The sequence below is a fragment of the Nocardiopsis alba genome, assembly GCF_000710955.1.
Lineage (GTDB): Bacteria > Actinomycetota > Actinomycetes > Streptosporangiales > Streptosporangiaceae > Nocardiopsis > Nocardiopsis alba.
The window spans coordinates 495,077-508,227 of record NZ_BAZE01000002.1; the positions used below are offsets into that span (position 1 = coordinate 495,077).

The window sequence follows — 13,151 nt, forward strand, 5'->3', positions numbered from 1 at the left end:
CACGTGGCGGCCGGGGACCTGGATGTCCTCAACCACAACGTAAACTGTCCTGTATCTGGAAATAACCACGGCGACCTTGGGGAACTTGCGACTGAGAGACGCCTTCAGTCTGACGGTTATAACCCGATCGTTTCGGAAGTTCCATTCACCGACAGTGGAGGTCGCACTTTTAGAGCCCATCTCATTTGGATTCTCGGTAACCTGTCCCAGTGTCGATGGTTGAGCGTTTGGTTCCGGACGGACTGTGGGAGCTGTTTCAGCGGGTGGTGCCCGAGGCGCCCACCCGGCCTCAAGGTGGTGGGCGGCGTAGACACGGGGACCGTGAGGTCTTGGCCGCGATCATCTTCGTGGCGACCACCGGCTGCACTTGGGCCCAGCTCCCACCGGTGTTCGGCCCCTCCGGGCCCACCGCGCACCGGCGTTTTACCGAGTGGAGTCGGACCCGCGTGTGGGCGAAGCTGCATCGCCTGGTCCTGGACGAACTCGGCTCCCGCGGTGAACTCGACTGGTCGCGGTGCGCGGTCGACTCGGTGAACATGCGTGCTCTCAAAGGGGGGACCTGACGGATCCGAATCCTGTCGATCGGGGCAAGAAAGGGTCGAAGATCCACTTGATCACCGATCGGAGTGGGCTTCCGATTTCCGTGGCGATCTCGGGCGCGAACCTGCACGACAGCCAAGCCCTGCAACCGCTGATTCGCGCGATACCGCCCATCCGGTCCAGGCGAGGCCGCAGGCGGCGCAAACCCGGCAAGCTCCATGGAGACAAGGGCTACGACTATACCCACCTGCGCCGATGGCTGCGTGAACGCGGAATCGTCCATCGCCTGGCCCGCAAGGGTGTGGAGTCCTCGAAGCGGTTGGGGCGCCACCGCTGGCAGGTCGAACGCACCATGGCCTGGCTGGCCGGGTGCCGCCGGCTCCACCGTCGCTACGAGCGCAAGGCCGAACACTTCCTCGCGTTCGCTGGCATCGCCTGCACGTTGATTTGCTTTCGCAGACTCACCAAATGAGATGAGCTCTTAGAGCGGACTTTGTGGCAAGAGATCCCAGTGGCAACTGGAGAGCCATTGAAGTGAAAACGGGCTCAGGTGCGACAGTCACTCCCAACCAGCAGTCTGGCTACCCTGAACTGGGCGGAGTCGGTGCAACTTTGGGCTCGAGCCGCCTTGAAGCTTATGGCATGAGAAAGGGCGACAAGGTAAGGATGCCTGTGGAGATTGATGCTTGGATGTGTCCAGATTGCTAATGAGTGAGACTTTAGAGAAAATTGATCGATGCTTGTCCTCGCGAGGTTGGGGTCGGTGTGATTTCGAGGGAGGCGGGTTTGTTAAATTTGACTCTCCTTCGGTTATTTATCAGCTAAGACTAGATCTCCTGGAAAAGGGCTACGGAATACGGTTGAATCCTTCCCTCGGGGTGCGCTGTCCGACGATTGGAGATCTTGTATCCAGGTTTATTGGACTTCCCCACTCGGGGAATTTATACTCGGGATTGGCTTCGGTGGGAGTCTCGCTTTCCGACCTCAAGCACACAGAGCTCGGTTTGGTGAATTTTGAGAACGAGTGGTCGATCCTCAGGAGCGACAATGCCCAGGAAGCCGTTCAGGCGTTGTCTTCTGACGTACTCTTCGCTGAAGAGAATTTCTTCAACAAATTTCGCGGAATCAATGATGTTGTTGAATATCTAGAGTGCACTCAGTGCGACCAGTTCCAGTTGAGGCAGTTAGCCGTTGGACAGGCCTTGACCGGAAGGGAGGAAGCAGCCCTCATGACATTGGGAGAGTATTTTGAGATAGTCAAAAAAGAACCCCCCTTGGTCACCGATCAAGCCCGACTTTTCATCACTTCATTCTCGGAATATTTTGGCATCGAAGAGGGAGATTGGAAAAATCCTTTGCATTAAGTCTATTTACAAGGAGATTGAAGGGGCAGGGGTGCCACTCTGATCTTTGAAGTGGTTCTTGACGAAGGCGAGCACCTGCCCCGTCATGGCGATTGGAGGGCCCCGGAGCCTCATTCCCCGAAAGAACTCCCCGACTGCCGGATACGTGCCTGTGATCCACCGGCCACCACACGTGTTTCGTGTCGGGTGCGGTGGAGGGGCTCATCCCAATCGGGGGTGTAGGAGTTGGGGGCTGAAGCCGCCGGTCTCGAGCAGGCTTCGGGCGATGTAGTTGGTCAGGTTGCGGAACCCGAGTGCGGAGCCGCGCAGGTGTTCGAGCCGTCCGTTGAGCGCCTCGGTCGGCCCGTTGCTGGTGCCGGGTCGTTCGAAGTAGGCGAGCACGTCAGCGGCTCGCTTCTTCAGGGTCCGGCCCAGGGTGGTGAGCTCGGTGAGCACCTTGGGGACGCCGGCGCTGAGGTCGGTGATCAGCTTCTCCATGAGCTCGCGGCCACGTTGCCGGTCCTCGTGGCGATAGGCGGCGATCATGCGCTGGTAGACACCCCAGGTCGCCTCGACCTCGACGTGAGCGTCATCAACGAACAGCGCGCGTAGCCTGTCGCTCTGCTTGTCGGTGAGCAGGTCCGCGCCGGTGTGCAGCGTGCGCCGCGACTTGTAGAGCGGGTCGTCCCTGAACCCACGGTGCCCGTGGATCGCGAGTTGGACCCGGCGCCGGCACCTGTCGAGGGCGTCACCGGCCAGGCGCACGACGTGGAAGGGATCCATCACCGTGACCGCGTCCGGGATCTCCTCTGCAGCGGCGGTCTTGAACCCGGTGAAGCCGTCCATCGCGACCACCTCGACCGCGTCACGGAAGGCGTCGTCGCGGTCGGCGAGCCAGGTCTTGAACGCCGCCTTCGACCGGCCCTCGACCATGTCCAGCAGCCTTGCTGGGCCGGCGCCATCGCGGACCGGGGTGAGGTCGATGATCACGGTGACGTACTTGTCGCCACGCCTGGTGTGGCGCCAGACGTGCTCATCGACGCCAATGACCTTCACGCCCTCAAACCGCGTGGGGTCGTTGATCAGCAGCCGCTTGCCTTCAGCCAGGACCGCGTTGTTGGCGGTGTCCCACGCGACCCCGAGTCCCTCGGCGACACGGGCGACGGTGAGGTGTGCGACCACGATCCCTTCCAGCGCCCACCGCAGCCCGGTGCGCGAGAGCTTCGCGCGTGGCTCCGCCGCGGCGCTGGTGTCTTGGCGCCACACGTGTCCGCAGTCGGCACAGCGGTAGCGGCGCACTACAACTTCCAGCACGGTCGGTCGCCAGCCCAGCGGCTCGTGGGCCAACCGCCGGATCACGGTGTCACGAGCAAGCGCCTTCGCTGCCGCACCGTCGGCACCACTGATCTGGTTCCACCACGCGGCACGCGAGGACCGCACGATCCGGTTCAAGTCGTTGTCCGGTCACGCTCAGACCGAGGCCGTCGAGTCGAGCGAAGGCGGTCAGGTCAGGGCGGCCGAAGCCGGCCGGCGGGGTAGCGTCGGACACGTCGAGGTCTTTCGGATGGATGGCGTAGGAACCTCCGTCATCAGGAGACCTCGACGTCTATCTGCGGACCGACGCGCCCGGCCGACCTACACCGTCATCTGAGAAGACCCTGATTAGGTCGTCGGTTCGATTCCGACAGGCGGCTCCGACGAACAGCCCCTGACCTGCGGAAACGCAGGGCAGGGGCGGTTCGGTTCTGGTGGTCGCGCGATGCGCTGGCCTCACGGCTCTGCCCGACACCGACGTCGCTCTCCTCTGCGACGGACCCCTCGCCGGCTGAGCGCTCGCGGCCGGCATCCTGTCCGTGTGCCGATAGGCCTCGCACCGCTCGGCAACGCAGCGTGGCGTTGCGTCGCGACCTGGCGACCGCTCGGCGGGGCGCGATCGTCTCGTGCGTTGGCGGACTACGGGAGCTTGGACGCGAGGACGTCGGCCGCCAGGATCTCGGGTGCTGCGCCGAGGAGGTGCTGGTTGGCCATCAGGGCTGCGACGATGGCGCCGTTGGCGTGGGCGTCGCGAGCGGCCTCGTCGGGGAATGCATCGAAGATCCAGAAGGTGTCGGCGTGGGTCCTGACCGCGAACCAGACAATCGTTCCTACTTCTTCGTTGGCGAGCGCGACAGCGCCGGCGAGCAGATCGGCGAGCGCGTCGTGCTGTCCATCGGCCGCGACGATCTTGGCGACGAAGGCATACGGAAGTGATGCGGGTGTGGACATGAGGGGTTCTCCTAGGTGTCGAGGTTTCTTGGTGAAGCGAGTTCAGCGTATGACGAGCAAGGGCATGTGAGAAGTGGCGTATACGGCAGTATTGCTATTGTTCGCGCCATGCGTATCGGACTGATCGCGATCGACGGCTGCTTCGGTTCGGCTGTCGCGTCGGTCATCGACATCGTGCGGGTGGCCGACGGAGCCCGCGGCGATGTCGACCCGCGGATCGACCCGATCGAACTCGCCATCCTCGGACCGAAACGGAGAGTGACCACGACGGCATCGATGACCCTGTCGGTGGACCACCCGCTGTCGGAGTCCGCAGAGTTCGACGTGGTCGTCGTCCCTGCGCTTGGAACCCTCACAGCCGCCGCTACCAACGACGCCCTCCAGAGCCGAGATGCTCGTTCGGTCATCGCCTCGCTCGGGCGCCTCGACGACGCGACCACCCGGATCGCCGCGGCGTGTACCGGCGTGTTCGCTGTCGCCGAGACCGGACGGATGCATCATCGGCGGGCGACGACCAGCTGGTTCCTGGGGCCGGAGTTCCTGAAGCGCTATCCGACCGTCGCCCTCGATCTCGACACCATGGTCGTGGTCGACGGGAACCTCGTCACCGCCGGCGCCGCGTTCGCCCACATCGACCTCGCGCTCTCACTCGTGCGATCGATCAGCCCCGACCTGGCCCAACATGTCGCCAAGCTCCTCATCATCGACGAGCGTCCGTCGCAGGCGGCCTTCGTCGCCTACGAACATCTCCGGCACGAGGACCCGATCGTCGTCGAGTTCGAACGCTTCGTGCGCGCCCGCCTGGACGAACCGTTCAACGTCGCCTTCGTCGCGCAGTCGCTCGGCACCAGCCGGCGCACCCTCGAACGACGAGTCCGCGCGGCGCTCAACCTCACTCCGCTCGGCTTCGTCCAACGGCTTCGCATCGAACGAGCTCGGCACCTCTCAGCAACCACGGACCTCACCTCCGCCGAGATCGCGCGACGGGTCGGCTACGCGAACGCCGAGACTCTGCGCTCCCTCCTGCGTAGGGAGCGACGCCGTTCCTGACCTATCGCCATGCCTGTAGCCGGTGTCCTAGTGCTCGGTTGGAACCACCTCTCAGCACGTCGCGTCGACGCTCCTGCGTCGCCCCTGGACGACCCACTCGACACGCCCGCAGCACAGGCCATGTGACGTGTCCCGGCTTCCCGGACGGTCGGGGTTGGGTGGCTGTGATGTCGCTGCGTTCTCGTCGAGGGGGTCAGCAGACTCGATCAGGGTCGATTGGGATGAGCCGCGAAGGCGGTCAGGTCAGGGCGGCCGAAGCCGGCCGGCGGGGTAGCGTCGGTCACGTCGAGGTCTTTCGGATGGATGGCGTAGGAACCTCCATCGTCGGGAGACCTCGACGTCTATCTGCGGACCGACGCGCCCGGCCGACCTACACCCTCATCTGGGAAGAGCCTCTAACGATTGGGTTTTCTGGTGGGTGGAAGGGGAGTTGGATGAAATTGCGGATGCGGTAGACGCTGAAAGCGACCCCAGGGTCGCCTGGAACAGGCATCAAGTGTCCAGGTTGGTCGATAGGGTTCGCTCTTCCCTGGAGGAGAGCGGTGACATTGGTTCTCACTTGAGGGATGCCGAAAGCGATGGAAGGGAGATTTCTTCCTGGCTGTCCGGTGATTTTTCCTGATCGCCCGGCCATGAAATATAATTCGATGAGATTTGGCGTGTAAGCGGTGCGGACACTCGAGGACGGCGATGCCGATCCGACGGCACCGACTTGGTTTTCCGCCAAGAATGACCAACGGTTTCCTGACGAGCATTATCCCTAACAGCAGGAGAATCTTGCAGCAGCCAAAGGACCTTCATGGATGAGATGAATCGGGTTCGCTTCGGCCCGGTAGGAGAGGCTCCTTCCGTGATGGTCCGCATGGATGTGAACCCCCTGTCGGATGCGGGAGAGTACGCTTGCCGACTCAGGCGGGTTCTGACTTCGGTGATCGTCATCGGCTCCTTTCAAGGTTTTGAGCGTGAGCACTTTGACCACTCATCGCTTCCCGGATGGTTCCTCACCTCCTTCTGTGACACCGAACCCGTTGAGGGACCGGCCGATGATCTCGTGCTGCAAGGTTGCGAGAATTACTACCGACATCGCCAGGGTGATATCTGGGGGGTGCATGAATGGATATCGCTCTTCGACCCCGAGGACAGACGATGGTCCTGGTGGGACGTCGTCGGCTCGGACGGGGGTGGCGTGAGTGTGTTCGTAGATACCCGCGGAGAGCCGGTGGTGCCGTTCGAGGAGCTTTGGTGGATGCTCTATGCCACCGGCGCCAGGTCTGTCTCCGGGCCTGTTCTGGCCACTTCTGATGATTGGGAGGCGGGGAAGCGGTTGCGGTGAGATGACTCCATACGGGTCGCCAGGCCTCGCCGGTCACCGTCGTGATCACCTCCAGGCAGGGCCTGAGGGCTCAACGGGGCGCTTCCTTCGCTCGGGCTTGGAGCCACGATGTAGGAAACGAACGCGCATATCACCCACAGGCGAAGAAGGTTAACGAACCTGTTATCGCAACCCCCCGTGCGCCCACCGTGGCTCCCTGTTCCACTGGGGTGGCGGCCACAACAAGGTGGCCGCCCCACGCAGGCCGCGACCCGACCGTTCGTACCCTCTCGACCGGCCGGCGGCGGCCCGCGCGGGTCTCCCCCGTACCCCTCTGGAGTCGACTTGAGCCCGAACCCCCCGAACCGCCGAACCCTCCTCAAGAACGTCGGCGGTCTCTCGCTCGGCATGGCCGTGGCCTCCGGCGGCCTTCTGGCGGCGACGTCCCCCGCCCGCGCCGAGACAGCCGCACGGCCTCTCCCCTCCCCCGACCACGCCGGTCTGCGCCTCGTCGCGCACAACGAGGACGACCCCCGCATGTGGTACTACCGCTTCGAGACGGACGAGGTCGCGTGGGATCCCGCCATCAACGTCCTGGTGCCCCGCGGCTACCGCGATGACGGGCGCACCTACCCCGTCCTGTACCTGCTGCACGGTGGCGGGCCGGGCCAGGACTTCATCAGCTGGGACAAGGCCGGCATCCGTGAGCTGTCCGAGGACAAGCAGATCATCATCGTGATGCCCGATGGCGGGCCCTGCGGGTGGTACAGCAACCCCGTCACCACCAACGTCGGCCCCCGCAACTGGGAAACGTTCCACATGAGCCAGGTTCTGCCCTGGGTCGACGCGAACTTCCGCACGTTCGCCGAGTTCGACGGTCGGGCCGTGGCGGGCTTCTCGATGGGCGGCTTCGGCGCGCTCAAGTACGCGGCCAAGTACTACGGTCACTTCGCCTCGGTCAGCTCCTACTCGGGCCCGGCGAGCACGCGCCGTGACTTCGGTCTGGTCACCCACTGGGCGAACTTCACCTCCGGGGCCTTCGAGCTCGGTGGCGGCACGGTCTACGGGGTGCCGTGGGACGAGGGCCGGGTGAGCGCGGACAACCCGGTGGAGAACGTCGAACGCTATCGCGGCAAGCGCGTGTTCATGGTCGCCGGGGACAGCCCCGACCCGTTCGATCTGTTCGACCGGATGAACGAGGAACAGGTCCTGGCCGGGCAGCGTGAGTTCCGCGCCCTGTTGGACGGCGCCGGTATCCCCCACGAGTCGCACGAGGTCAGTGGCGGTCACTTCGTCCGCCCGGAGCTGGTGCGCGCCGACCTGGACGGCATGATCGGGCGGTTGCGTTCGGCCGGATAGCCCCCCGCTTCCCGCGGAGGACCTGGCGGCTCTGGCACACGGAATCGGCGAAGCGGTCGCCTCACTCCGCACGTGGTCGAGGCTCTGCCGGCCTCGCCGTGTCATGGTGCGCGCGAGCTCGACCTTGGGAAACGGGCCGGCGCGCACCCAGGCGGGTCGATCGGTGTCACCGCGAACCGCCGGCTCGACGCCTCCGCACCACCCGGTTCATCGACCAGGGCCTCTCGGTGGAGGAATCGAAGACCGTCCCGGGCCATGCCGGGGTACTCGTTGGTCGGGGGCCGCGCCCGAAGTGCGCTTCGGGTGCGACCCCCGCGGAGGGTCCCGATCGGAGCCCGTCGGGTCTCCAGTCCCTGGGCTCCGACATCCAGCCGGCCCTCACGATCTATGACTGCTCCGGCTCACCGGTCTTCGCAGCGTCCACGTGCGGTGATGTGTGTTGTGGAGGGGCCGGAGGTGGTGGTGACACCCCCGGCCCGCTCCCCACGACCCCACTCGACTCCAAGGCCGGGCGAGGCCTTCGCCACCCGAAGGCGGCGGGGCTTGGTGAGCGCGGCGGTACGGGACCCTGACAGAGCCCCGGAGAGCTGATCCACGTCGTCCAAGATCGACCGCACCACCACGCCGGCTTTCACGCCCCCACGCACGTCACCGACGCGCGGGAGGCGGAAGGTCTTCGTGTCCCGATCACGGCCGGGACGGTCTACTCCCCCGTCTCAGAGAGAGCAGACACCGTGTTGCTTCCATTCGGCCCACGTGGTCACCGTCCGGGCTCGGTGAGCAGGCGTTGAACGTCGGACTTGAAGTACCGGCGATGGCCGCCCAGCGTGCGCACCCACCGCAGTCTTCCTTCCTGGGCCCACAGACGGACGGTCTTGGGATCCACCCGAAACGCCTGCGCCACCTCCTGGGGCGTCAACAGGTCCATGGGGTCGACATCCGGCTGCGTCATGTTCTTCTCTCAAAGGGGGTCGTTATCGGAGGTCAAGGAAGTTCAGGGGGGTCGGTCGTGTGCGCCGGCCCCGTATCAGAGGCATGGAAGTCGTAACAGGAGGATGTTCATCGCGCCGATGTCCGTGTTCGGGCAGCGTGCAGCGCGGCCAAGACCTGGACCAGTCGTCCTTCGGCGTCGTCCAGCAAGGCGTTCCTGCGGGCTTGGCTGTTACCGGCCCACTGGGCGCGGGTCAGGTAGCGGGCGGCGTCCTCGGCGGCGCTCGCCCCGGCCAGCAGGGTGGGGCCGCAGGCCGGGCGGGCGGCCTGGTCCCACGCGGGACGGGTGCCCTCGACCTGCCGACGCCGGGTCTGGAGCGGCAGTTGGGCCTGGTCCCAGAGCAGGTAGGCCTGCTCACGCCCTTCCTGGTCGGCCTCGTAAGCATCGAGAAGCCTGGTCAGGAGCTCGTGGGAGGGGCGGATGCGTCCGGTCTCGATCCGCGAGACCGTCGACTGGTCCACACCCGAGAGCCGATATCCGCTCAACCCGGCCACCTTGCGCAGCCGCTTCAAGTGGACACCGAGCGCCTTCTTGGACTCGGAGCACAGAGAATCCGCGTCCTGATCCACCTGGGCCTCCTTGCTCTCCACCGACACGGGCCGGTCATCGTTCATGAAGTGTTCGGGCTGTTCGGGGCCGGTCATGCGCGCTCCGGGAACGGTCGACCCGGCCCAGTGGACGAGGAAGGCACGAGCTTCTCTGTCCGCTCTACGGACTCGGCACCTCTCCGCGATCGAGAGCGAATCCGGATCGGGGTACGTCATCTCTGTTCTTCCGGAAGTGCCGTGGTTCAGGGGTGGGCCCCAGGAGGGCGCTCCTTAGAGCGCGCCTCCTGGGACACCGGACGGGCCACGCGTTGCTGCTGCCAGGCCGCAAGTACCCCGTCGTCTTGGGGGGATCAACTAGGCGAGGGCACGCACCAGCGCGTCCCAAGCGCTGCCCGGCAGGGTCAAACGCACCTGGTCGGGGTTCTGGGTGTCACCCATCAACACGTTCCCGCCATCCACGAGCTTGGCGGCGGCGCAGTTGGAGGCGCCCTGAGAGGCCTCGGCCTTGTGCCACACCCCGGCGGTCAAGAACCTACGACCCTGGGTCTCCACGATCTTCATGAAATATCCTCTGTCTGCTTGTTCTTACGGTTGAAACCCCGGAAGGCGGCGGCCACCGCCCCCGGGAACGAGCCCACGCGGGCTCTACGGTGCCCTCACTTCTCGGGTGAGGGCACCGAGCCTTTTCACGACTCCGATCAGTCGACCCCGGTAGAGCGGGCAGGCCGCACGGGAGAAGCGGAGAGGTCGGAGCGCTCGGACCGAGCGACTCGGGCAGGACGGTCAGGCTGTGCGGAGGCGTCCAGGGTGGTCAGGGCGGCGATCGGTGGCTCTCCCCCACCCGGCTCACGCGGCGACAAGCCCCGCCACCGACCCCACCCCGAGGCCTCGAAGACCTTCCGCAACCCGTCCGCCTCGCGTGCCACCAACCGGGTATCCGCACCCTGCTCCTGGGCCTGGCCGGTGTAGACCTCGGCGGCGCCGACCATCCCGGACAGGTGCGTGATCCCCCATCCGCTCCCCGGAGCCAGCCGGGAGGCCAACGCCTCGACCAACCCTGTGACCTCGGAATCCTCCAAGTGGTCGAGGGTCAGGGTGGAGAGCACCCCCACCGGCACCGACAGATCCAGATGCTCACCCAGAGCGTTGACCAGGGTTTCCGGGTAGCGCAGATCCAGATCGAGCACCCGCACGTTGTACCCCCGCACCTGAGCCGGGTGCTCCCACCACGCCCTAACAGCAGCCAAGGCGGCGAGGTCGTGGTCGACATAAACCGTCCTCGCCCGCGGCCCCCACAACACCCGGCCACGTTCATGCGGAGCCCGGCGCATCGCCGGCAACCCGCACCCCAGATCGATCACCTGAGAGAACGAGCGCCAGACCGCGTCCACCACACCTTCGCGGGCCTTGCGGTGCACCAACATCTGCCCCGCCAACCCCGGCGACGCCTCCGCCATCTTGACGGCGACATGGCGGTCCTGGCTCCAGGAATCCTTGCCGTAGTCCAGGTAGTCGAACGTCCGGGCCGCGTTGGTCAACGCCCATTCCTCACGATCCAACAAAGTGCCGCTACGGGCCGCACCCCACGTCATGGTCTTTCCGGTACCGGGTGTGCTCATGAGGTCGTCCACGTCCGTCCACCCTGGTCGAGGTAGCGGCGTATGGCCACACCGAGCTCTTGGGTGCCGGCGTCCTGCTCGGCCCGCTCGGCTTCGCGCAACTGCCGTTCCACCCGGGAGCGTTCGTCCAAGATCCCGTCGACCAACAGCCGCGCCAGACTCAACCGGTGATCCACCCGCGCAAGCCTCTGCTGCACGCTCAACCGGCCCAACAACCGCAACGCGCTCAACTCCGCGGCGGCGCTCTGCTCTGTCACACGCGAGGCGGACGGACTCTCAGGAGCCGGCGAGCCTGACGAGGGCCGAGGGGTGCGACGGGGAAGAGGGACCGGAGGCTTCGGCGGGACGGGCTGCTCGGGTTCGGGGGCCGAAAGGAAGCCGGCCCAGTGGGCGAACCGGCGCGGAAGACCGAACCAGCTCCTCCGAACCTTCGGGACGACCGGGCTAGTAGTGGTGTCGGTGGCTTTGGGACGGGTGAGGGTTCCCGTCCGGGACGGCAGGGCGTGCCTGCCCCGCTGTACCGGTGAGGTGGACGTGGTGCTGGCCTCGGGCGGGATGAACGTGCTGGTGGTTGGGATGCTGCGTCGGACCTGTGTCGGGATCATGCTCACGATGTGCTCCTTCACGCTGGTCAGGGAAGTTCGATCCGGGCCTTGACCGTCACCGGTAGACCCGCGCATCCGTCCCAGTCCCAATAGAAGGAGAGCGAAGCCACCCTGCCGAGCCCTCCGCCGTGGCTCTTCTGCTCCGGGAAAGAGAGCCGCTTGCATCCGGGGGTAGGGCCGGCGTCGGTGACCGTGATCGACAACAGATACCGCGAACGCTCCAACATCAGCGTGAGCGTCTGATCCGGAGCACCCGAGTGAGAATGACGGTGAGCGTTGTCCATCAACTCCCACGCGATCAACGAGGCCCGGTTCGCGATCTCCGCAGCCGCCACCGGGTTGGAGATCCCCCGAGCAGCGTGGCGACGTACCCAGTTCTGCGCAGCGGCACGGGCCGCGACCGTGTGGCGGACACGCAAGCCGACCCTGTCGGGATCGGGGTAGTGGAGCACTTGGTAGGCAGAGGACAAAGGCCTGTCCCCACGCGGCCTCAGAGCAGTACACTTCATTCGTCTCACCTCGGAGCTATCGGGGTGGGTCACAACCCCGGGCGGCCGCCTTCTACTTCGGCCCCCGGGGTTCTTGTTGTTCAGAGTTCGATTCGCACCTTCTGTTCGAAACGAACCAATATCGTCCTCCCTAGCCAAGGGTGAGAGAGCCAGGGAGGTCGCCCCGTGATCTATGGTGCTCACGAGAACCTTTGCCCCAGAAGCTCTCAAATCCCTTAGCAAGGGAACATCCGACCTGAAACCTCCCCTTGGTTTCTCTTGAACCCAAGGAGGTGCCGCAGGCACCTGATGATTACTATGCCAAGCCGCAGGTCAGAGGGCTAGTGATACAACCAATCAGGGATTCAATGTTGCATAGGGGTTGTAAAAAGTAACCATCCGTAGTTAGCTAGTTCCATGGGCGACAAGGTGCTACCCGAATGGCGTGGGTTTGGTGAACTACTTCGGCGACACCGCAAGAGAGCTGGTTTTTCACTTGCCGAGGTCGGCAAAGGACTGTCCCTGAGCGGTGGGATGGTTGGCCATCTAGAGAGGGCGACAAGGGCCCCAATCAAGGCTCATGTTCGCAAACTGGACGAGATGTTCGCTACCGATGGCGAGCTGTTACAACAATGGCTGGATGTCGTTGAGGGGAAAGACGTCCTGCCATGGTTCAAGGATGCGCTGGAATCCGAACTCCGCTCCAGGAAGATCTGCGAGTACCACCCCATCCTGATCCCAGGGCTACTCCAGACCCCCGAGTACACCCGTGTACTCGTCACAGCTCGGCAGGTGCGGAAGACTCAGGAGGAGATCGAGGAGGTTGTTGAACTCCGTGTGAACAGGCTGCCGAACCTTACCCAGCGCCCCCTGCTGTGGTTCGTAGTGGACCAAATCGTCGTTGACAGGATCGTCGGCGATGAGGAGATCATGTACAAGCAGCTTCACCACATCGTCAAGCTGGCCAAGGACGATAAGATCCGGTTCCAGGTGATCCCGGGCGAAGTGCGAAGGCACTGTGGTCTCTGCGG

13 protein-coding genes and 1 pseudogene are annotated in these 13,151 nt (G+C 64.7%); 6 read left to right on the forward strand and 8 right to left on the reverse strand.

All coding sequences use genetic code 11. The features are described 5' to 3' along the window. Nucleotides 1-215: 215 nt before the first annotated feature. Nucleotides 216-1,012 (forward strand): IS5 family transposase gene (locus TR33_RS26325; protein ID WP_234305761.1). Its coding sequence is split into 2 segments (ribosomal slippage): nt 216-552 and nt 552-1,012, totalling 798 coding nucleotides; the frame shifts between segments, so codons are not numbered across the junction. Nucleotides 1,013-1,502: 490 nt separating this feature from the next. Beyond that, nucleotides 1,503-1,904 (forward strand): hypothetical protein, encoded by a 402-nt coding sequence (locus tag TR33_RS26555; RefSeq protein WP_159068773.1) that lies wholly within the window; start codon nt 1,503-1,505, stop codon nt 1,902-1,904. A 201-nt stretch (nt 1,905-2,105) separates the two neighbouring features. Here TR33_RS26555 and TR33_RS05640 read toward each other — a convergent pair. Both TR33_RS05640 and TR33_RS05645 read right to left on the reverse strand, forming a co-directional pair. After that, nucleotides 2,106-3,432 (reverse strand): annotated as a pseudogene (locus TR33_RS05640) (ISL3-like element ISPfr2 family transposase). Between the two features lie 404 nt (nt 3,433-3,836). Then, a complete protein-coding gene (locus TR33_RS05645) occupies nt 3,837-4,148 on the reverse strand; it encodes a putative quinol monooxygenase (protein ID WP_003941073.1) in 312 nt (103 codons plus the stop codon). Between the two features lie 108 nt (nt 4,149-4,256). On the opposite strand from TR33_RS05645, the gene TR33_RS05650 reads away from it, so the two are divergent. From TR33_RS05650 to TR33_RS05660, 3 genes are all read left to right on the forward strand, one after another. After that, complete coding sequence (locus TR33_RS05650; protein WP_035904878.1) at nt 4,257-5,198, forward strand: GlxA family transcriptional regulator; 942 nt, start codon at nt 4,257-4,259, stop codon at nt 5,196-5,198. Between the two features lie 799 nt (nt 5,199-5,997). Beyond that, the gene (locus tag TR33_RS25665) at nt 5,998-6,531 is read left to right on the forward strand and encodes a hypothetical protein (RefSeq protein ID WP_159068774.1); all 534 of its coding nucleotides are present in this window, start codon (nt 5,998-6,000) and stop codon (nt 6,529-6,531) included. 324 nt (nt 6,532-6,855) lie between these two features. Next, entirely contained in the window at nt 6,856-7,869 is a 1,014-nt protein-coding gene (locus TR33_RS05660; protein ID WP_042281895.1) for an alpha/beta hydrolase, read from the forward strand. Between the two features lie 760 nt (nt 7,870-8,629). Here TR33_RS05660 and TR33_RS05665 read toward each other — a convergent pair. The 6 genes from TR33_RS05665 to TR33_RS25895 form a co-directional block, all read right to left on the reverse strand. Beyond that, the gene (locus tag TR33_RS05665; RefSeq protein WP_014910824.1) at nt 8,630-8,797 is read right to left on the reverse strand and encodes a BldC family transcriptional regulator; all 168 of its coding nucleotides are present in this window, start codon (nt 8,795-8,797) and stop codon (nt 8,630-8,632) included. A gap of 131 nt (nt 8,798-8,928) precedes the next feature. Next, the gene (locus TR33_RS05670; protein WP_017536438.1) at nt 8,929-9,504 is read right to left on the reverse strand and encodes a helix-turn-helix domain-containing protein; all 576 of its coding nucleotides are present in this window, start codon (nt 9,502-9,504) and stop codon (nt 8,929-8,931) included. 258 nt (nt 9,505-9,762) lie between these two features. Continuing rightward, a complete protein-coding gene (locus tag TR33_RS05675) occupies nt 9,763-9,969 on the reverse strand; it encodes a DUF397 domain-containing protein (protein ID WP_042281897.1) in 207 nt (68 codons plus the stop codon). A gap of 137 nt (nt 9,970-10,106) precedes the next feature. After that, complete coding sequence (locus TR33_RS05680; protein WP_234305757.1) at nt 10,107-11,027, reverse strand: SAM-dependent methyltransferase; 921 nt, start codon at nt 11,025-11,027, stop codon at nt 10,107-10,109. Continuing rightward, nucleotides 11,024-11,284: a hypothetical protein gene (locus tag TR33_RS05685; protein ID WP_042281898.1), complete on the reverse strand. Its 261-nt coding sequence runs from the start codon at nt 11,282-11,284 to the stop codon at nt 11,024-11,026. Before TR33_RS05685 ends, TR33_RS05680 begins: the two co-directional genes overlap by 4 nt. Before the next feature lie 374 nt (nt 11,285-11,658). Further along, nucleotides 11,659-12,102, reverse strand: coding sequence for an ATP-binding protein (locus TR33_RS25895; RefSeq protein WP_234305758.1), 444 nt, complete (start codon nt 12,100-12,102; stop codon nt 11,659-11,661). 435 nt (nt 12,103-12,537) lie between these two features. Between TR33_RS25895 and TR33_RS05695 the strand changes: the two genes are divergently transcribed. Next, nucleotides 12,538-13,151: helix-turn-helix domain-containing protein (locus tag TR33_RS05695; protein ID WP_084570216.1), on the forward strand; the 614-nt coding region annotated here is incomplete at its 3' end.

Bases quoted from the DNA above. Each gene is read 5' to 3' on its own strand.
- TR33_RS25665 (WP_159068774.1), top strand. From the start codon at position 5,998: ATGGATGAGATGAATCGGGTTCGCTTCGGCCCGGTAGGAGAGGCTCCT.
- TR33_RS05665 (WP_014910824.1), bottom strand. From the start codon at position 8,797: ATGGACCTGTTGACGCCCCAGGAGGTGGCGCAGGCGTTTCGGGTGGAT.
- TR33_RS05675 (WP_042281897.1), bottom strand. From the start codon at position 9,969: ATGAAGATCGTGGAGACCCAGGGTCGTAGGTTCTTGACCGCCGGGGTG.
- TR33_RS05650 (WP_035904878.1), top strand. From the start codon at position 4,257: ATGCGTATCGGACTGATCGCGATCGACGGCTGCTTCGGTTCGGCTGTC.
- TR33_RS05645 (WP_003941073.1), bottom strand. From the start codon at position 4,148: ATGTCCACACCCGCATCACTTCCGTATGCCTTCGTCGCCAAGATCGTC.
- TR33_RS05680 (WP_234305757.1), bottom strand. From the start codon at position 11,027: ATGAGCACACCCGGTACCGGAAAGACCATGACGTGGGGTGCGGCCCGT.
- TR33_RS05670 (WP_017536438.1), bottom strand. From the start codon at position 9,504: ATGACCGGCCCCGAACAGCCCGAACACTTCATGAACGATGACCGGCCC.